This is a genomic window from Cobetia sp. 2AS (assembly GCF_029846355.1).
GTDB lineage: Bacteria > Pseudomonadota > Gammaproteobacteria > Pseudomonadales > Halomonadaceae > Cobetia > Cobetia amphilecti.
In genome coordinates, this window is record NZ_JARWKQ010000002.1 from 332,609 (window position 1) to 351,123 (window position 18,515).

An 18,515-nucleotide genomic window follows, 5' to 3' on the forward strand; every position below is an offset into this window, starting at 1 on the left:
CAGCAACGGCCTGAGACGGGCTTCCTGCACCCGACATGCTGAATGCCAAGGCGCCACAGCATATTGACGGCATCGGTCATGTCCCATCAGTCATGTCCCATCGGTCATGTCGTATCGGACATTACTGATGTCGCATTGAGCGTGATCGCCCTATACCGCGTGCCGCAGGATGACGCAGGGAGCTGTGCGCTGTTACAGCCACACCTCTTCCCGATTCCTCTCATGCGGAGCAAGACATGAACAACAACAAGACAGGCGGGACCGACAGCATCTCGCCAGCCACGCTGAGACGCGTGCTGGCAGCCTCTGCCATCGGCAATTTCATTGAATGGTTCGACTTCGCCATCTACGGCTTCATGGCCGTGATCATCTCGCAGCACTTCTTCCCGCAGGGCGATTCGACTCTGGCACTGATCCAGACCTTTGCCGTCTTTGCGGTATCCTTTGCCTTGCGTCCCCTCGGCGGCATCTTCTTCGGCACCCTGGGGGACCGCATCGGGCGCAAGAATGTCCTGGCCATCACCATCATCATGATGGCCAGCGCCACCGCCTTGATCGGTCTGTTGCCGACCTATCAGAGCATCGGCATGCTGGCTCCGCTGCTATTGACGCTGGCTCGCTGCGCTCAGGGTTTCTCGGCAGGCGGCGAATACGCCGGTGCCTGCGCCTTCGTGATGGAGCACGCCCCTGACGACAAGCGTGGCTGGTACGGAAGCTTCATTCCCGTCTCGACCTTCAGCGCCTTCGCCACAGCAGCAGCACTCGGTCTAGGCCTCAACAGCCTGGTATCGGAAGCCACCATGCAGGCATGGGGCTGGCGTGTCCCCTTTCTGATCGCCGCCCCCTTGGGGCTGATCGGGCTGTACATGCGCCTCAAGCTGGATGACTCACCGGCGTTCCACCTGATTCAGCAGGAACACAATGCCACCAGCGCCCCGCTCAAGGAAACACTGACCACCCACGGCAGCACCATCGTAAGCCTGATGGCCTTCATCTCTGCCACGGCGCTGTCGTTCTACATGTTCAGCACCTATTTCGCGACCTATATGCAGGTGGCGGGTGGCGCCACGCGCCAGACGGCATTGCTGGCAAGCCTGGGCGGCCTCATCGTCGCCGCATTGCTGTGCCCATTGGCCGGGCGGTATTCGGACCTTGTCGGGCGACGCAATACCATCATCACGGCGTGTGGCAGTCTGGCCGTCGCGGTATTTCCCGCCTATTCGCTCGCCGCCAGTGGCACCTTGTGGGCGTCCATGCTGGGCGCTTCATTGATGGCGGTCGGTGCCGTGCTCTGCGGTGTCGTCACGGCCGCACTGCTCTCGGAGCAGTTCCCGACCCGGGTGCGCTATACCGCCTCGGCACTCAGCTACAATGTCGCCTACACCATCTTCGGCGGCACCGCCCCGCTGGTCGCCACCTGGTTGATCGACCTGAGCGGCAACAACCTGGCACCGGCCTGGTACCTGATCGCGATCGCCGCCGTGGCCCTGCTCGGCGGCCTGCGACTGCCGGAAACCCGTGGCATCTCGCTCACCGACATCCCGGAGACTCCCCGCAAGAGAGCGTCGAGCGTCATACCGGCCGCATGAACTGAGGTCTCGTGACCACTGATGAACTCGGCCTGACAGGCATGCCCCCTCAGCGATGACAAAACACCCGCCACAGCGACTGATTCTCGCCATGGCGGGTGTTTTCGTCTGGGCCACCAGCGGCCTGCCAGACATTCAGGCTTCGCCGCGAACTTGACAACTAGCTCTGTGGTGCGGCACTCAGCGTCAATTCGATGGCATCGTGGCGCCAGTGTTCATCATCGCAGTCCACCGCGCGGCCATTCTGATCGAAGTTGATGCGGGTGATGCGCTGCGCGGGGCTGCCCTGTGCGGCGTTCAGCGCGGCGGCGGCCTCAGCGTCGAACACCGTGGAGGCCAGCTCGAAGCTGACGCGACTGACACGAATGGCGTATTCGTGTCGATAGAGGTCGGTCAGGGAGTGGGCTCCGAGGTCGAAATCCAGGATGCCCGGGAAGCAGTCACGTCGCAGGTGATGGCAGACATGCAGCACGCGCCGCCCATCGATACGCCGCACGCGAGTGATGCGATAGACCACTGAGCCCTCCGCAATCCCCAGTCGCCGCGCGATCACCGCGTTGGCAGCGACTTCTCCTGCCGCCAGTACCTCGGTGCTGGCCACCCGCTGCTGTGACTCGACCATGTCTCGAAATGGCAGGCACGCCAGCAAGTCATAGCGCAGTCGTGGCGGCGAGACGAACCAGCCCCGCCGATTCTCGCGATAGATACGCCCCTCCGCCTCCAGCTGCAGCAAGGTGTCGCGCAGCGTGACCCGCGTCGTGGCAAAGCGTTCGATCATCTCGCGCTCGGAGGGCAGGCGCTGTGAAGCGCGTAGCGGCGCTGCCTCAAGATGGTTCAGCAGCCTGCCCTTGAGCCCTGCCACGGGGACATCCGCGTCAGGAGTTGCCGATGAAGCGGCGTCACTCTGGGGCTCAAGCGAAGATGAAGGCATGCGAAGTTCCTGAAAGATAACGAAAGACAGCAATTTCTGGCGAGTCACTTGCATGACATCCAGAGCGTCCAGGATGGAAAGGGTCAGAGAGAAGCGATTTCTGTGGTCTAGTTCAGACACCCCACAAAGCTCAGAGCGACTTTTCAAGACACGCTTGTCGAGACACGCATGAGGAGAATAGTGGCATTGGCGTGACAACTCGGTGACAGCACAACTCTGGCTGCCACGCCAGCTCAGCCATCACGCGCTGACTCATGCCTTGCACGCCCTGCTTTGCACACTTGTGACTGTGGAAGATAGCGAGGACCGGGGCCCGCGGCAAGGCACGAAGAAGGCACGAAGAAGGCACGAAGAAGGTATGAAGGAGGCACGAAGAAGGTATGAAGGAGGCAGAGGCAGAGCCGCCACCCCATGCCATGACAACGACATGTTGACGACACGCAACTGTCACAGGCGAGCGCTAGAGTCGATCGTGCCTTTCGAACTGAACTAGACCACACAGCTCAGCTGTCTCGACACTTGCCTGAGCACTTGGCAGAGCACTGGTCTGATCAAAGATCCGAGAACTGGCGTGAGCAATGACCTGAGCACCCGGACGTGCTCTCAGCGTGTCGACAGGGTGCCTGATGCCCGTCACGCCTTACCTTCAGCGCAGCGATTGTTCATCACCTACTGGGGAAATCTCCTTGAAGTCGATTGCCACTACCTCATCCCGCTCCACCGGCCTGCTGGTTTCCACCTGCATGGCCGCCCTGTTGGGCAGTGCCTCCGTCAGTGCCGCCGACATGCCGGCTGACCTTCTCGAGGCCGCTCAGTCCGAAGGCCGTGTCGATAGCGTCGGCATGCCGGACAGCTGGGCCAACTGGAAGGACACCTGGGCAGACCTCGAGTCGAAGTATTCCATCGCGCATAGCGATACCGACATGAGCTCCGCCGAGGAAGTCGCCAAGTTCAAGGCCGAGGGTGAGAACGCCACCGCCGATATCGGTGACGTGGGCTTCGCCTTCGGTCCGATCGCGGTGCAGCAAGGCGTGACCCAGGCCTACAAGACCACGACCTGGGAGCAGATCCCGGAGTGGGCCAAAGACAAGGATGGCCACTGGGTATTGGGCTACACCGGCACCATTTCCTTCATGATCAACAAGACACTGGTCAGCGAAGATGAGCGCCCGACCTCCTTCGCCGATCTCGCCGAGGGTGACTACAAGGTGTCCGTCGGCGCGGTGGGCAAGGCCTCCCAGGCCAACAACGCCATTCTGGCCGCTGCCTTCGCCAATGGCGGCAAGGAATCCGACCTGACACCGGGCCTGGAAGTCTTCGCGGAACTGGCGCGCCAGGGCCGTCTGTCACTGGCAGAGCCGAGCATCGCCAACCTGGAGAAAGGCGAAGTCGAAGTCGCCCTGCTGTGGGACTTCAATGCCCTGAACTATCGCGATCAGATCAACCGCGACACCTTCGAGGTCGTCATCCCGTCTGATGCCTCCGTCACCTCCGGCTACGCCACCATCATCAACAAGCATGCCGCGCACCCGAATGCCGCCAAGCTAGCCCGTGAGTACATCCTCTCCGACGCCGGTCAGTTGAATCTGGCCAAGGGCTATGCCCGTCCGATCCGCGCCGAGCACCTCACCCTGCCCGAGGATATCGCCGCCAAGCTGCTGCCCAACGAGCAGTACGCCAATGCACGTCCGGTCCAGGACTTCGCGGGCTGGGAAGCCAGTGCCAAGCAGTTGCCGCGTCAGTGGCAGTCCCAGGTACTGATCCACCAGCAGTGATCCCCGGCCTCTGCTTCACGCGAGCAGAGCGCGCACCATCCTGACAGACGGCATCGCCTTTGCGGTGCCGTCTTGAGCTTCACGGAGTCACCATGTCTCAGCGTGTCATTCTTGTCGTGCTCGACGGCCTCAACCACGCCGTGGGTCATCATGCCATGGGCTATCTGAGTGCCCTGGTCGAGGCCGGCCGTGGCCAGTATCAATCACTGGACTGCGAGCTGCCGGCCATGTCGCGCCCGCTCTATGAATGCCTGCTGACCGGCGACTTGCCTGTCGATTCAGGTATCGTCAACAACGGTATCGTACGCCGCTCACGCGGCATCAGTCTGTTCGACCTTGCCAGCCAGCAAGGCAAGCGCACGGCTGCCGCCGCCTATCATTGGGTCAGCGAACTCTATGTCGCGGCCCCCTTCGTGCCGGCCCGCCATCGCTGGCTCGACAACCCGGAATCCGCCATCCAGGCGGGCATCTTCTACTGGCAGGATCATTATCCGGATGACCATCTGTTCAGTGACGCCGAAATGCTGCGCCTGCGTCACGACCCGGACTTCCTGCTGGTGCATAGCATGAACATCGATGATGCCGGCCATCGTCATGGCGGCGACACGCCGCAGTATCGCAACGCCGCACGGCATGCCGACGTCGCCCTGGCCAACTACCTGCCGGCATGGCTGGAAGCCGGCTATCAGGTGATGGTCACCGCCGATCACGGCATGAATGCCGACCGCTCACACTCCGGCCTGCTGGAAGAGGAGCGTCGCGTGCCTCTGTGGACCTTCGGCAACGCCTTCGCCAACGGCGCCGCGACGGATCTCAAGCAACGCGAGCTCTGCGGCACCCTGGCCACACTGCTGGGGCTTGAGCACAGCAAGGCGAGCAATCCGTCGCTGCTGGCAAGCCATGCTGCCACGCGAGGCCTCAAGTGATGTCTGCCGCATTGAAGCGTCGCCTGACCAGCCCCGTCATGTGGCTGCTGCCGTTTGCGCTGATCTTCGGCGCCTTCCAGATCGCGCCGCTGGTGTGGGTGATGATCAGCGCCTTCAAGACCCCCACGGGCTGGGGGCTGGCCAACTTTCACGAGATCGCCTCCTCGGCCTTCTTCCGGCAGGCCATCTGGCGCAGCCTCGAGATCTCCTTCATGTCCAGCGTGCTGGGGCTGGCGATCGCCGCCGTGACCTGTCACAGCATGCACCGCTGCGGCCCGCGCCTGACGCGCATGATGATTGCCTTCACCAACATGACCAGCAACTTCGCCGGTGTCCCGCTGGCCTTCGCCTTCATCATCCTGATGGGCGCCAACGGCATGCTGACCCTGATGCTGGAGCGCATCGGTCTGCTCGAGAACTTCAATCTCTACTCGCGCACCGGCCTGATCGTCATCTACACCTGGTTCCAGATTCCGCTGGGCATCCTGTTGCTGTATCCCGCCTTCAGCACCCTGAAGACGGAGTGGCGTGAAGCCGCCAGCCTGCTGGGCGCCAACCGCCTCGCCTACTGGCAGCACATCGGCCTGCCGGTGCTGTGGCCGTCCCTGGCAGGCACGCTCACCGTACTCTTCGCCAATGCCATGGGCGCCTACGCCACTGTCTATGCGCTGGTGAACACCAGCTACAACCTGATGACCATCCGCATCGCCAATCTGGTCTCCGGGGACCTGTTCCTGCAGCCGGAACTGGCCAGCGCACTGGCCCTGGTGCTGGTCGTCATTCTCGTCATCGTCACGCTGATTCAGCAATGGCTCATGCGCAGGAGCTACCATGTCACTTCCCGCTGAACTGCCCTATCGCCACGGCAAGCCCTTGCTGCCCAGCCTGATGGCGCGCCTGCGCCGCGTGAACATCTACACCTTCATCGTCACCAGTGTCTTCGCGCTGCTGGCACTGCCGCTGATCGCGACGCTGTTCTACGCCCTGGCGACACGCTGGGGCGCCAGCCTGACCCCCGATGCCCTGACCGTGAAATGGTTTCTGGAGCTCTGGACCACACCGCGCTTTCTGGCGGCGTTCGGGCGCTCGCTGCTGGTCGCCGTCGGCGCGCTGGCATTGTCGTTGCTGCTGATCGTGCCGGTGGTGTTCCTCGCCCACACACGCTATCCGCGCCTGGATAGCGTGATGAATGGGCTGATCCTGCTGCCCTTCGCCGTGCCGCCCATCGTGTCATCGGTCGGCCTGCTGCAGCTCTATGCAGGCGGCCCGCTGGCCATCGTCGGCACGCCGTGGATCCTGATCCCCACCTACTTCACCATCGTGCTGCCCTTCATGTACCGCGCTCTGGCCAACAGCCTGCGTGCGCTGGACGTGGCATCCCTGATGGAAGCCGCTCAACTGCTGGGGGCGAGTCCGCTCAAGGCGTTCTTCCTGGTCGTGCTGCCCAATATTCGCGTCGGCATCCAGATTGCCGTCTTCCTGGCCTTCTCGTTCCTGGCTGGCGAATTCGTATTCGCCAACATGCTGGTCGGCACACGCTTTGAGACCCTGCAGGTCTATCTGAACAATATCCGCGGCGCCAGCGGCCACTTCACCAGCGCCCTGGTCATCACCCTGTTCGTGTTCACCCTGATCCTGACCTGGCTCGGCAATCGTCAGCCCGCCGAGCAGGAGATGCCCGCGGATGACCCCGACGAGGCGCTGGCCACCGCCATGACCGACGGCTTGCCCGGCCCGGTGCCGAGTGCCGACCCCGAGCCGCGTCACACCCACCACCAGTCGTCAGACTCCGCACCCCGAGGGGACCGCTGATGCTTGCCATCGACACCGCCACCACATTCGATAGCCAGAGCGCCGGCGGCCTTCTGACCAGCGCCCTGCGCGAACGCGCCGCCGACCAGCACTACCTCAAGCTCAATGGCCTGGCCAAGAGCTTCGGCAAGACCCAGGTATTCGCCGAGATAGAGGCCGAGATCGCGCGCGGTGAATTCATCACCCTGCTCGGCCCCTCCGGCTGCGGCAAGTCGACCCTGCTGCGCGCCATTGCCGGGCTCAATGAGGTCGATGCCGGCCAGATCATCGTCGATGGTCACGACATCACGCCGCTGCCGCCGCAGCGTCGCGGCATCGGCATGGTCTTCCAGCACTATGCGCTGTTCCCCAACATGCGCGTGGCGGACAACGTGGCCTTCGGGCTGCGCATGAAGAAGGTGCGCCCGGAAGAACGCGAGCGGCGTGTCAGCGAGGTGCTCAGACTGGTGGAGCTGACCGATCAGGCGCAGCGCTTCCCGCATCAACTGTCCGGCGGTCAGCGTCAGCGTGTGGCACTGGCACGCGCGCTGGTGGTCGAGCCGCAGATCCTGTTGCTGGATGAGCCGCTGTCGGCACTCGATGCACGTATCCGCCGCCATCTGCGTGATCAGATCCGTGACATCCAGAAGAGCCTCGGCCTGACCACCCTGTTCGTGACCCACGATCAGGAAGAGGCACTGTTGCTGTCGGACCGCATCTTCCTGATGCATCAGGGGCGCATCCTGCAACAGGGCAATGCCGAGTCGCTGTATACGCGGCCGGTGGATGCCACGGCGGCGGGCTTCATGGGGCATTACAATCTGATCGGTCGCGAGTTGGCGCGCCCGCTGCTCGGCTACGAAAGCGACAGCCCGCGCGTGGCACTGCGCCCGGAAGCGCTGTATCTGCAACCGGACACCAGCCCCCAGGGGCAGCAGGATGAATATGCCAACTTCCCGACCCAACCCTTGCCAGACAATGCCGGCCCCGCCTGCCCGGGCGTGATTCGCCGCCACCAGCTGCTCGGCAATATCGTGCGCTACGAGGTGGACTGTCAGGGACTGCGCCTGAATGTCGATGTCCTCAATCGCAGCGCTCGGCAGCTACTGCCGCGCCATCTGCGCGTGATGCTGCATGCTGATCTGGATGAGGTTCAGGCGCTGGGCGGGCACGAGACCGCCGCCACGTCGCAGGTGTCCCATGGATGACATCACAGGACTTGCCATCTTCGATCTTGACGACACCTTACTCGAGGGCGATGCCACAGGGCTTTGGACCGACTGGTTGATCGCGAAGGGCTGGATCACCGATGGCGAGGAATATCGCGCGATCTGGGCACAACAGATGCTGGACTACGCGGCCGGTGAGCTCGACATGGAGACCCACCTGACCCACCTGCTGGCCCCGCTGGCAGGTCGCGCCGTCAGTGAGGTCGATGCCGAGGTGGCACGCTTTCTCGATGCCGAGCTGATGCCGCGCCTGTATCGTGAGGGGCTGGAGCGAATCCACTGGCACCGCGCGCAGAATCATCAGGTCGTGATCATCTCGGCCTCGACGGCGCATCTGGTTGCCCCCCTCGCCGAGCGCCTGGCGCTGGACGCGGCTCTGGCCACGGCACTTGAGACCGAGCAAGGCTGTTACAACGGCCGGGCCCGTGGCATTCGCACCTTCCGCGAGGGCAAGCTCGCGGCACTCAAGGCATGGCAACAGCAACACGCCAGCCACAGCACTGGAGTGCCCAGCTGGGGCTATTCGGATTCACGCAATGATCTGGCCTTGCTTGAATTCGTCGATCACCCCTTCGCCGTCCATCCGGACCCGACCCTCGCCAGCCTGGCGCAACAGCGCGCCTGGCAGACATTACGCTGGCAATGAAGGAAACCGGGTTGGCAATGAGGGAAGCCAGGCTGGCAACAAGAGACGCTGGCAACAAGAGACGCTGGGCTGGGATCGAGAGACGGGAATCGAGAGCCACTGCGCTAGAATTGAGAGAAAGTGCATAATAGGCGACGCTGGGCGGAAAAAAAGGCACTCTATGCCAAAAATGCAAGCATAAAGGAAGCCATGCAATGGCCAAGGTCAGGGTCAGTCGGACCGCACGTGTACCCGATCCCATGCGCGTCAGGCGCTATCTGAAAGCCCCCGAAGTCGGCCCACGCGTGCTGTTCTTCAGTGGCGGTACCGCGCTGACCGGGGTCTCGCGCACCCTGACCCGCTATACCCACCACAGCATCCATCTGGTGACGCCGTTCGACTCCGGTGGCAGCTCGGCCAAACTGCGCGACGCCTTCTCGATGCCAGCCATCGGCGATCTGCGTTCACGCCTGATGGCGCTGGCCGATGACAGCGTCCTGGGCCATCCCGACATCTATCGCCTGTTTACCCACCGCCTGCCACGTGAAGCGCGCCCGGAGATGTTACATGCCACGCTGCGCGAGCTGGCGGCCGGACGTCATCCGTTGACCATGGCGGTCGCGGAACCGATGCGCACCCTGATCTGCCATCAGCTGGGCTTTCTCATCGACGCCATGCCGGAAGGCTTCGATCTGCGCGGCGCCAGCATCGGCAATCTGATCATTGCCGGTGGCTATCTGAACCATCACCAGCAGCTGGATCAGATCATCTTCCTGTTCTCCAAGCTGGTACATGTACGCGGCACGGTGCGCGCCGTGGTCAATGCCGATTGCCATCTAGCGGTGACGCTGCAAGATGGTCGCGAGATCATCGGTCAGCACCGCATCACCGGCAAGGAAGTCGCCCCTCTCGATTCGCCCATCGCGCGCATGCGCCTGGCCGCGACAGAGGGCGACCACCATGTGCCCGTGGTGCCGGAGCTGCACGCCAACAATCGCCAGTTGATCGAGTCGGCCGAGCTGATCTGCTTCCCTCCCGGCAGCTTCTATTCCAGCGTGCTCGCCAATCTGCTGCCCAAGGGCGTCGGACGCGCGGTGCTGGCCAACCCCTGCCCCAAGGTCTATATCCCCAACTGCTGCCCGGACCCGGAGCAGACCGGCAAGCGCATGGATGAGCTGGTCAGCGTATTGCTCGACACCCTGTGTGCCGACCTCACCGGCCGCATGGAAGACTGCCCCACCGAGAACCTGCTCAACATCGTGCTTCTCGACAGCCAGCGCGGTGACTACCCCGGCGGCCCCTGCATCGAGGCGCTCGAGCGCATGGGCATCACCGTGATCGACACCCGCCTGATCAGCGAGCAGAGCGCGCCCTACTACGACAACGAGCTGCTGGTCACCGCGCTGCTGTCGCTAGTGTGATGCCAACCGCGAGCTGCTCGGCCTGAAGTTGCACTGCATGAGTTGCTCGGCAGAAAAAGAACGCCCCCGCCTGCCAACAGCAGACGGGGGCGTTCTTTTTCAGATACGACGTCGGGGCTTAGATCACGCCACGCACCGCGCCGAGGATCACCATCCCCAGCACCAGCTTCCAGGGGGCCAGCGAGAAACGCGTCAGAGCGATGAAGGCGGCCAGCGCGATCACCAGGTCCGTTCGGCTCAGCACGCTGGTGGTCCATAGCGGGTCATAGAGCGCCATGCCCAGCACGCCCACCACGGCCGCATTGGCACCGGCGAGCGCAGCGCGCGCCCCGGCGCGGGCGCGCAGACGCCCCCACAAAGGCGCCACACCGATCAGCAGCAGAATCCCCGGCAGGAAGATGCTCAACAGCGCAATGACGGCACCGAGCAGTGCCGAACCTCCGCCCACCTGCGCCATGCCGGCCCCCAGCCAGGCGGCAAAGGTGAACAGCGGCCCCGGCACCGCCTGAGCGGCGCCATAGCCGGTGAGGAAGGTATCGGCCGCGATCTGGCCCGTCTCCACGGTGGAGGCCTCCAGCAGCGGCAGCACCACGTGCCCGCCCCCGAACACCAGCGCCCCGGCACGGTAGAAGATATCGACCAGACTGCCGGAGGCCACCAACGGCAGGCCGATCAACAACACGAAGAACGCGATCAGGCAGTAGCGCGCCAGGCGCGTCGAGACCGGCAATGACAGTCCCGCGGCCTGGGCTTTCTGGCGCCCGGATGCCGCCTTGTCATCACGACACAGCAGGCTGCCGAGCACTGCGCCCATCGCGATCACCCCGACCTGCGCCCAGGCGACCTGCGTCCAGGCGCTCTGTGCCAGCGCCAGGCCCAGCATCGCCAACAGCGCCAGACAGGTACGCCGCAAATCCGGGCACAGCTTGCGCGCCATGCCCCAGATCGCCTGGGCGACGACGGCCACCGCCACCAGCTTCAAGCCGTGGATCACCCCGGAGGCCAGCAGCCCTTCGAGGCTGCCCGCCACCAGCGCCAATACCAGCAACGCCAACGCAGACGGCAAGGTGAAGCCGATCCACGCCAGTATCCCGCCCATCACGCCACCGCCACGCACCATGCCCAGCGCGAAACCGACCTGGCTGCTGGCCGGACCCGGCAGAAACTGACAGAGCGCGACCAGCTCGGCGTAGGCCTTGTCACTCAACCAGCCTCGCCTGCGTACCAGCTCATCGTGGAAGTATCCCAGGTGAGCAATCGGGCCGCCGAAGCTGGTCAGCCCCAGCGTGAGGAAGGTGCGCAGCACTTCACGGCACCGCGCCTTGTCGCCCGCAAGCGCAGCATCAGGCGTCGCGTGGTCGCGCTCACGCCTTGCAGTTTCATCCGGATGTGACATGACGTTTCTCTTGGAGCGGAAAGAAAAGGATATCGATCAGAAATCCAGCGAGGGGCTTAGCAAGAGCTATATGAAAGAATTTTCACTTGCTGACGCTACGGTGACATCAGGTGAAAGCGCAATGAGCTGATTCTCGCCTCTTGCATCACCCACCAGACTATCGCCGCCAGATGACAGGAAGCCCGCCCCATGGTTGGGACGGGCTTCCTGCATGAGGGCTTCCTGCATAAGGGCTTAGGCGTCAGGTGCCCGGCGAAGGCTTCAGTTGGCCGACGTCTCCTGAGTGGAAGCATGCTGCGTGTCCGAGGGCAACGCGATGGCCATCACCGCGCTCGCCGCCACCAGTGCCGCCGACCACCACAGGCAGGCTTCCAGACCATAGGCCTGATAGAGCCAGCCGGACAGCAACGTGCCCAGCAGGCGCCCCATGGCGTTGGCCATGTAATAGAAGCCGACATCCATCGACACGCCTTCACTGCGCGCGAAGCGCACGATCAGGTAGCTGTGCCAGCTGGAATTGACGGCGAAGATGACGCCGAACACCAGCAGACCGATGATCAACCACTCAAGGGGTGCCAGCCCCAGCAGGATGGCCGCACTGCTGTCGACACCCTGCTGGGCGTCCAACGACATGCTCGCCATCAGCGCGGGCAACAACGCCAGCACGCCGGCCAGCAGCACGGTCATCCAGCGCACGCCCGCATCACCGCTCAAGCGACGCGCTATCGGCCCGGTAATGTGCGGGGCCTGGGTCTGCACCCCGCCGTAACCGATCACCCATGCGGCCATCAGGATACCGACTGTCCAGAAGTTCCAGCCATGTACCTCGGCCAGATAGACCGGCAAGGCGACCACGAACCAGACATCACGTGCAGCGAACAGGCACATGCGCGCAGCTGACAGCACATTGACCGCCCGCGAGGTCGAGAACATCTCACGAAACGCCGGCTTGCGGCTGGCCTTGCTCTGCCCCAGCGATGCCGAGAGCTTGCGCAGGGACAGCACCAGCACCACGGCCAGCATGAGCCACATGGCCAATACCGTGCCTTGGAAGCCGATGAGGCTGAGCGCCGCGCCACCGAGGAAGAAGCCCAGACCCTTGAGGGCATTCTTGGAACCGGTCAGCAGCGCGACCCAGCGATACAGCGAGCTCTGCGACTGCGCCGCCTGCTGCCCCTTCGGCACCAATACCTTGATGGCGCTCTTGGCGCTCATCTTGTTGAGGTCCTTGGCGATGCCCGACAGCGCCTGGGCGATCATCACCCAGATCACCGTCAGCATGGGCTCCGGCACCAACAGCATGCCGAGCGCCACCAGCTGCATCGCAAGCCCCGCATTCATGGTGCGATTGAGACCGAGCCTTGCCCCCAGCCAGCCGCCGACCAGGTTGGTGACGACACCGAAGGCTTCGTAGAACAGGAACAGCAGCGCGATGTCCAGCGCCGAATAGCCCAGCGAATGGAAATGCAGCACCACCAGCATGCGCAGTGCGCCATCCGTCAGCGTGAAGGCCCAGTAATTCCCCGTCACCAGCAGGTACTGGCGCACCTCATGAGGCAGCTCTCGCAGGCGGGCAAGCATTTCAGCGCTCCTGTGTGCTGGCGTCGGCCAGATCACCCAGGCCCACTTTCAGCGCCAGCTCTGCGGTGCGGTTGGCATAGCCCCACTCGTTGTCATACCAGGCGTACAGCTTAAGCTGGGTACCCGCGACGACCATGGTCGAGGGCGCATCGATGATGCTGGAGCGGGAATCGGTACGGAAATCGATCGACACCAGCGGGCGTGTCTCATAGCCCAGCACGCCGGCCAGTTCACCTTCCGCCGCGCTCTGCAGCGCCTGATTGACCTCTTCCACCGTCACTTCGCGGTTGAGCTCGAACACCATGTCGGTCAGGGAGGCATTGGCCAGCGGCACACGAATGGCGTGGCCGTTCAAGCGGCCTTCCAGCTCCGGGAAGATGGCGCTGATCGCCTTGGCGGAGCCGGTGGTAGTCGGAATCAGGCTCATGCCGCAGGCGCGCGCGCGGCGCAGGTCCTTGTGCGGCGCATCCAGAATCGTCTGGGTATTGGTGATGTCGTGCACGGTGGTCATGGAGCCATGACGAATGCCGAACTGCTCCTGAATCACCTTGATCACCGGTGCCAGGCAGTTGGTGGTGCAGCTGGCCGCCGTCACGATGCGATGCTGTTCGGCGCTGTAGAGGTGGTCGTTGACGCCCATGACGATGTTGAGCACGCCCTCTTCCTTGACCGGCGCGGAGACCACGACCCGCGCGACGCCCTGCTCGAGATAGGCGTTCAGCACCTCGGTGCTCTTCTTCTTGCCGGAGGCCTCGATCACCACATCGCAGCCCGACCAGTCGGTGTCACCGATCTCACGCTGGCTTGAGAATGCCGTGCGCTGACCATCGAGGGTGATGGAATCCGCGTCGCTGGTGATACCGGCGCCCGGCGACCACTGGCCATGCACGGAATCGAATTCCAGCAGATGGGCGAAGGTCGCGGCATCGCCACCCGGGTCATTGATGCGCACCACGTCCAGCGCGATATCCTCGCGCAGCTTCCACAGCGCGCGCAGGGCGAGACGACCGATGCGCCCAAAGCCGTTGATGCCGACGCGCAGGGCCGGCATGCCCTCCGGCACGCTGATGGATGAGGAATAGGACGGAGCGCTATGAGCAGGACACATGGGCATTTCCTTGAGAGTGTTCGAAAAGATTCGGCTAACGTTCTACGGCCTGTGCGCTCAGCAGCAGCGCACAGGGCGGTTGGGCATCGTCTCCAGCCACGCCACCCAGCGCGACACCTCGCGGGCGTTGGCCTGACAGAGAGTCTCGAGAATCTGATGGCACCAGGCCGGCAGGTCAGGTGCCAGGCGGTAGTGCACCCACTGGCCACTCCGCTGACTGGTCAGCAGGCCAACATCTCTCAGCTGAGCGAGATGCCGCGAGACCTTGGGTTGGGAGATGGGCATGGCGCGCTGCTCCAGCAGCCAGATAAGCTCACAGACACACAGCTCTTCCATCTGGGCCAACAGCTGCACGACGGTCAGGCGAGTGTCCTCGGCAAGGCACTTGAAGACCTGCAATGGTGTCAGGCGGGCCGCCAGGTCTCCCACTCCATCAATAACGTCATTGGTTGACGGTTTCATGGCGATGTCCTCGCGTATGCCTGAGCCATCTTGCTCCCCTCTCGATTCCCGCTCCCGATTCCCTCTCCCGATTCCCTCTCCCGCCCCCCTCTCACCAGCACCTGACGCATGGCGAGGCAGGTTGCCTGCCAGCCGGCTGAAGCGCGGTGACATACGAAATATCATATATGTGTTTTTCCATATATCAAGTGACACATGCATGACAGTTGGATGACAGCCGGCGCGTGAATCGATGGCAGCGATGGAGGGCGAGTGGAGGGGGAATGGAGGACAAATGAAGCGCGATCAGAGTGTCGCTTGGCTCGATGTACCAGCGGGTAGGCGGTCACACCATCGCCACTGTTGCGCAAACGGCACGCATATGTTGCCTGGCCTCAAAAGCGAATGCGCTTGCGAACAAAAGTCGAGCGGCGTTAGTGTGTGCCCATCAAGCACACCAAGTGCCCTTTCGAATCACGCATCCCTCGTGATGCACAGGAGAGACAAATGGCGGATTTCGCACAAGTCGTCGATAGCAACTACACCCAGGAAGTCATCGAGAGCGAGCAGCCGGTGCTGGTCAAGTTCTGGGCACCGTGGTGCGGCCCGTGCAAGATGCTCGACCCGATCGTCGAATCCATCGCCGAAGAACAGGGTGATGCTCTCAAGGTCGTTGCCATCAATGTCGATGATGCACCGGACCTCGCCGCCCAGAATGGCGTCCGTGGCCTGCCGACCATCGCGCTGTTCAAGTCCGGCGAGAAGCTCGAAGCCCTGACCGGCGTCCAGCCGAAGGAAAACTTCGACGCCATGATCTCGCGTCACGCCTGATCGAATCGGCCGCTGGCCGCAAGGCCCTGACGCTGCAATGAAGAACGCCCTCCATGAGGGCGTTTTTTTGGTCTGCACGGTGCTTTAGGTTACTCTATGCCCATGATTTTTCAGGCAATTATCGTCATCGAGAAATCCCTGCCTTCAAGTTTTCGCTCATCGCGACAGTAACACCAGCATTACCACGACAAGGAAACATTGATGCCTGACCCCGTCCGTTCGACCCGACATCTGGGCATGGTCGCCCTGCTTACCGGCCTGCTGACGGGCTGCGCCAACGGCCATACGACCCTGCCGGCCACCACCTCAGCGCTCAAGGCCGGGCCTGCCTACGGTGAAATGCGCTCTGTCGCCGTCATGCAGATTCGCCCCGGCAATGTGGCGGTGACGCCCAATGGGCAGGTCTTCGCCACCATCCACCCGATGGATGGGGATCACGACGTGCAGCTGGTCGAGATCACCGGCCAGAACAGCTACCGCGCCTGGCCCTCCCCCGCCTTGCAGACACATGCTGGCCGCTACAGCGACGCCACCATCGATTCCCCGCTGGGCATCTACCAGGATAGCCAGGGCGGTCTGTGGATCACCGACATGGGGCTGCATCTGGGCAAGACCCGCCTGTGGGGCTTCGATATTGCCTCGGGCAAGCTGATCACCAAGCTGACTCTACCGGCGAATATCGCCCCCGAGGGCAGCTTCGTGCAGGACCTGGCAGTGGACCGCAGCCGTGGCGTGGCCTATCTGGCAGACATCGCCAATCCGGGCTTGATCACCGTCGACCTGGCGAGCGGCGAGGCCACCCGCTTCAGCGAGCACCCGGCGCTTGAGGCAGAACCCGGTGCCACGCTCAAGATCGATGGCAAGGACGTCCAGTTCAATGGCAAGCCTGCCAAGGTCGGCGTCGACCCGATCACCCTGTCCGGCGATGGCGAGACGGTCTTCTTCGGCGCCATGACCGGCCACAGCTGGTACAGCGTACCGGCCAGACTGCTGCGCGAAGGCGCCGATCACGCCACCATCGCCGCTGCCATCACGCGCGTCGGCGACAAGCCCATTTCCGACGGCGCAGATACCGCCGGGGGCATCCACTACTTCACCAACCTCAATCAGCATGGGCTGGATGTGCTGGGCGCCGATGGCAAACTGACGCCGCTGGTGCGCGATGAGCGTCTCGACTGGCCGGATGGCGTGCGCATGGCGGCCGACGGCTGGCTCTATGTCACCGTCAATCAGCTCGACAGCACGCCGCCCTTCAATGACGGCAAGGACAGCGGCCAGGCGCCGTACCGTATCTTCAAGGTCTGGCCCGTCGACGATTGAGTCGATAATTGAATCGGCAATAGAGAGGTCGGTCGCGTCGACCCTCTGAAAGACAACGCCCGCATTCCTTGGTCAGGAATGCGGGCGTTGTCTTTCTGCAAGGCACCCCATCAGTCGGGCTGTCGGAATATCACGAACTCATGCTCACATTGCGGGCAATGCCCCGAGTAGACCGCCCCGGACTTGCTCAGGCGTACGCTGTGATGCTCGCAGGCCGGACAGCCCTGCTTGAGTGATGTGTTGGCGTTGCAGACCTGACATTTGACGTAATAGCCGTAGGGGCCATAACGCCCCAGCAGTGCCTCTTTTTCCTGACATTTCTGGCACTGGACACGCACTTCCGGTGGCGCTTGCGTGGTGGCGGAAGCCTTCAGGCGTGCCGTAATTCTGTCGAGATGCTCGCTCAACTGTGGCGAGGCCAGGCACGCTTCAGGCACTGGCGACCCGACAGGTACCTCGGCTGGCGTCGCTGGTGTTTCGGCTCTGGTGTCAGCTTTTGGCTTAGCGACGCTCACGGCGCTTGCCTTCGCCTCATTGACTGCCGCGGCGGCGGGGATGGCAACTGCCACTGCACTCGAATCGCCTCCCTGCCTGGCCATGGCGCGCGGCTTCTTATTACAGCGCTCCTGGTCGTCAAGCTCATGACTGCCCGGCGCATTGTCACCAATGCCATTGCCGCCATGAGCACTATAGCCCGCGCCGTTGTTACCGAAATCTTTGTTAGCGAGGGCTTTGTTGGCGAGGGCTTTGCTGTCAGATTCGCGGGTACCACCCTCATTAATCGCCCATCGACTCGCGGCACTGTCAACGGCGTCTGGCGTCTTCGCTGCCGGCGGCGGGCGACGACTCACCTCGCGACGAACGGTCTCTACGGCATGCGCGCGACGCGAACGGGCATCCTGCTTGAGCAGGAACTCGCTGACACGCTCAAGCTCATCCTTGGTGAACTCCGGACGCGTATCGAACAGCAAGGCACGCTTGACCATCGACCGCGCCCCGATCAGGCCACTGACCTGCTCGTGGAGAAACTCCGGCTTCACCACCTGAGCCGAGACCCCCTTGGCCATATCGGCACGGTGCACGATGGCATTGCTCGAGACGGCGCACAGCACTTTCCATTGTCGACCGGCAAAGCCGCCTTGCAGCCCCAGGGTCTTGTTCATCAAACGAGTGCGATGCTCGATCAACAGGCGCTTGAGAATATCCTGCTGCAATTCCGCCTGACGCAGTGGTGACTTGAGCCCAGACCAATTGCCTCGATAGCTGCGCTGCCATTCACCTGCCGCATTGACCCTGACTTCACCAGTGATGCTTTTCGACTCGATGATGATGAAGCCGAAGGGATGCATGACCAGATGATCGATCTGGGCATTCTCCTCACCATGTTTCAGTCGCAGATCATTGAAGATCACGACCTCGGGGTCATCCCCGAAGGCACGCCGTAGATGGAAGGCCACATCCTCTTCCTGGCGGTGACCGTACCTGGCGCGCTCATCGTCGCCACTGTAGGCCTCTTTTTCCTTGGCTATCATCTGCTCGTCCCTGAAGCGC

17 protein-coding genes are annotated in these 18,515 nt (G+C 63.0%); 11 read left to right on the top strand and 6 right to left on the bottom strand.

The annotated features are described in order from the left end of the window. Window positions 1-236: 236 nt before the first annotated feature. Window positions 237-1,589: an MFS transporter gene (locus QD356_RS06550; RefSeq protein ID WP_192839214.1), complete on the top strand. Its 1,353-nt coding sequence runs from the start codon at window positions 237-239 to the stop codon at window positions 1,587-1,589. A 160-nt stretch (window positions 1,590-1,749) separates the two neighbouring features. Here QD356_RS06550 and QD356_RS06555 read toward each other — a convergent pair whose 3' ends face one another. Beyond that, entirely contained in the window at window positions 1,750-2,520 is a 771-nt protein-coding gene (locus tag QD356_RS06555; RefSeq protein WP_192839215.1) for a UTRA domain-containing protein, read from the bottom strand. A gap of 686 nt (window positions 2,521-3,206) precedes the next feature. On the opposite strand from QD356_RS06555, the gene QD356_RS06560 reads away from it, so the two are divergent. The 7 genes from QD356_RS06560 (at window position 3,207) to QD356_RS06590 (ending at window position 10,287) form a co-directional block, all read left to right on the top strand. Continuing rightward, a complete protein-coding gene (locus QD356_RS06560; RefSeq protein WP_225996643.1) occupies window positions 3,207-4,295 on the top strand; it encodes an extracellular solute-binding protein in 1,089 nt (362 codons plus the stop codon). A 92-nt stretch (window positions 4,296-4,387) separates the two neighbouring features. Next, window positions 4,388-5,221: an alkaline phosphatase family protein gene (locus QD356_RS06565; protein WP_192839216.1), complete on the top strand. Its 834-nt coding sequence runs from the start codon at window positions 4,388-4,390 to the stop codon at window positions 5,219-5,221. Next, complete coding sequence (locus tag QD356_RS06570) at window positions 5,221-6,069, top strand: ABC transporter permease subunit (RefSeq protein WP_192839217.1); 849 nt, start codon at window positions 5,221-5,223, stop codon at window positions 6,067-6,069. The genes QD356_RS06565 and QD356_RS06570 overlap by 1 nt, the downstream gene beginning before the upstream one ends. Continuing rightward, entirely contained in the window at window positions 6,053-7,033 is a 981-nt protein-coding gene (locus tag QD356_RS06575) for an ABC transporter permease (protein ID WP_225996644.1), read from the top strand. The genes QD356_RS06570 and QD356_RS06575 overlap by 17 nt, the downstream gene beginning before the upstream one ends. After that, window positions 7,033-8,220 (top strand): ABC transporter ATP-binding protein, encoded by a 1,188-nt coding sequence (locus tag QD356_RS06580; protein ID WP_192839218.1) that lies wholly within the window; start codon window positions 7,033-7,035, stop codon window positions 8,218-8,220. The genes QD356_RS06575 and QD356_RS06580 overlap by 1 nt, the downstream gene beginning before the upstream one ends. Then, window positions 8,213-8,887, top strand: a complete 675-nt coding sequence (locus QD356_RS06585; protein WP_192839219.1) for an HAD-IB family hydrolase — start codon at window positions 8,213-8,215, stop codon at window positions 8,885-8,887. Before QD356_RS06580 ends, QD356_RS06585 begins: the two co-directional genes overlap by 8 nt. A gap of 194 nt (window positions 8,888-9,081) precedes the next feature. Continuing rightward, window positions 9,082-10,287: a GAK system CofD-like protein gene (locus QD356_RS06590; protein WP_131432212.1), complete on the top strand. Its 1,206-nt coding sequence runs from the start codon at window positions 9,082-9,084 to the stop codon at window positions 10,285-10,287. Between the two features lie 118 nt (window positions 10,288-10,405). Here QD356_RS06590 and chrA read toward each other — a convergent pair whose 3' ends face one another. After that, window positions 10,406-11,683, bottom strand: coding sequence for a chromate efflux transporter (gene chrA / locus QD356_RS06595; RefSeq protein ID WP_192839220.1), 1,278 nt, complete (start codon window positions 11,681-11,683; stop codon window positions 10,406-10,408). On the opposite strand from chrA, the gene QD356_RS06600 reads away from it, so the two are divergent. Further along, window positions 11,682-11,813, top strand: coding sequence for a hypothetical protein (locus QD356_RS06600; RefSeq protein WP_279877273.1), 132 nt, complete (start codon window positions 11,682-11,684; stop codon window positions 11,811-11,813). The two genes, chrA and QD356_RS06600, sit on opposite strands and share 2 nt — an antisense overlap. A 131-nt stretch (window positions 11,814-11,944) precedes the next feature. Here QD356_RS06600 and arsJ read toward each other — a convergent pair whose 3' ends face one another. The 3 genes from arsJ to QD356_RS06615 all read right to left on the bottom strand — a co-directional run bounded on the left by arsJ (window position 11,945) and on the right by QD356_RS06615 (window position 14,834). After that, window positions 11,945-13,264, bottom strand: coding sequence for an organoarsenical effux MFS transporter ArsJ (arsJ, locus tag QD356_RS06605; protein ID WP_192839221.1), 1,320 nt, complete (start codon window positions 13,262-13,264; stop codon window positions 11,945-11,947). Window position 13,265: 1 nt separating this feature from the next. Next, entirely contained in the window at window positions 13,266-14,315 is a 1,050-nt protein-coding gene (locus QD356_RS06610) for an ArsJ-associated glyceraldehyde-3-phosphate dehydrogenase (RefSeq protein WP_192839362.1), read from the bottom strand. A 114-nt stretch (window positions 14,316-14,429) separates the two neighbouring features. Further along, window positions 14,430-14,834, bottom strand: a complete 405-nt coding sequence (locus tag QD356_RS06615; protein WP_225996645.1) for a metalloregulator ArsR/SmtB family transcription factor — start codon at window positions 14,832-14,834, stop codon at window positions 14,430-14,432. A gap of 486 nt (window positions 14,835-15,320) precedes the next feature. Here QD356_RS06615 and trxA point away from each other — a divergent pair, with 486 nt between their 5' ends. Together trxA and QD356_RS06625 are read left to right on the top strand one after the other, a co-directional pair. Next, the gene (gene trxA, locus QD356_RS06620; RefSeq protein ID WP_054557199.1) at window positions 15,321-15,644 is read left to right on the top strand and encodes a thioredoxin; all 324 of its coding nucleotides are present in this window, start codon (window positions 15,321-15,323) and stop codon (window positions 15,642-15,644) included. Window positions 15,645-15,845: 201 nt separating this feature from the next. Next, window positions 15,846-16,964, top strand: coding sequence for an L-dopachrome tautomerase-related protein (locus QD356_RS06625; RefSeq protein WP_192839222.1), 1,119 nt, complete (start codon window positions 15,846-15,848; stop codon window positions 16,962-16,964). A 110-nt stretch (window positions 16,965-17,074) separates the two neighbouring features. On the opposite strand, the gene QD356_RS06630 is transcribed toward QD356_RS06625, so the two are convergent. Further along, complete coding sequence (locus tag QD356_RS06630; RefSeq protein ID WP_192839223.1) at window positions 17,075-18,496, bottom strand: nuclease-related domain-containing protein; 1,422 nt, start codon at window positions 18,494-18,496, stop codon at window positions 17,075-17,077. Window positions 18,497-18,515: the final 19 nt, after the last annotated feature.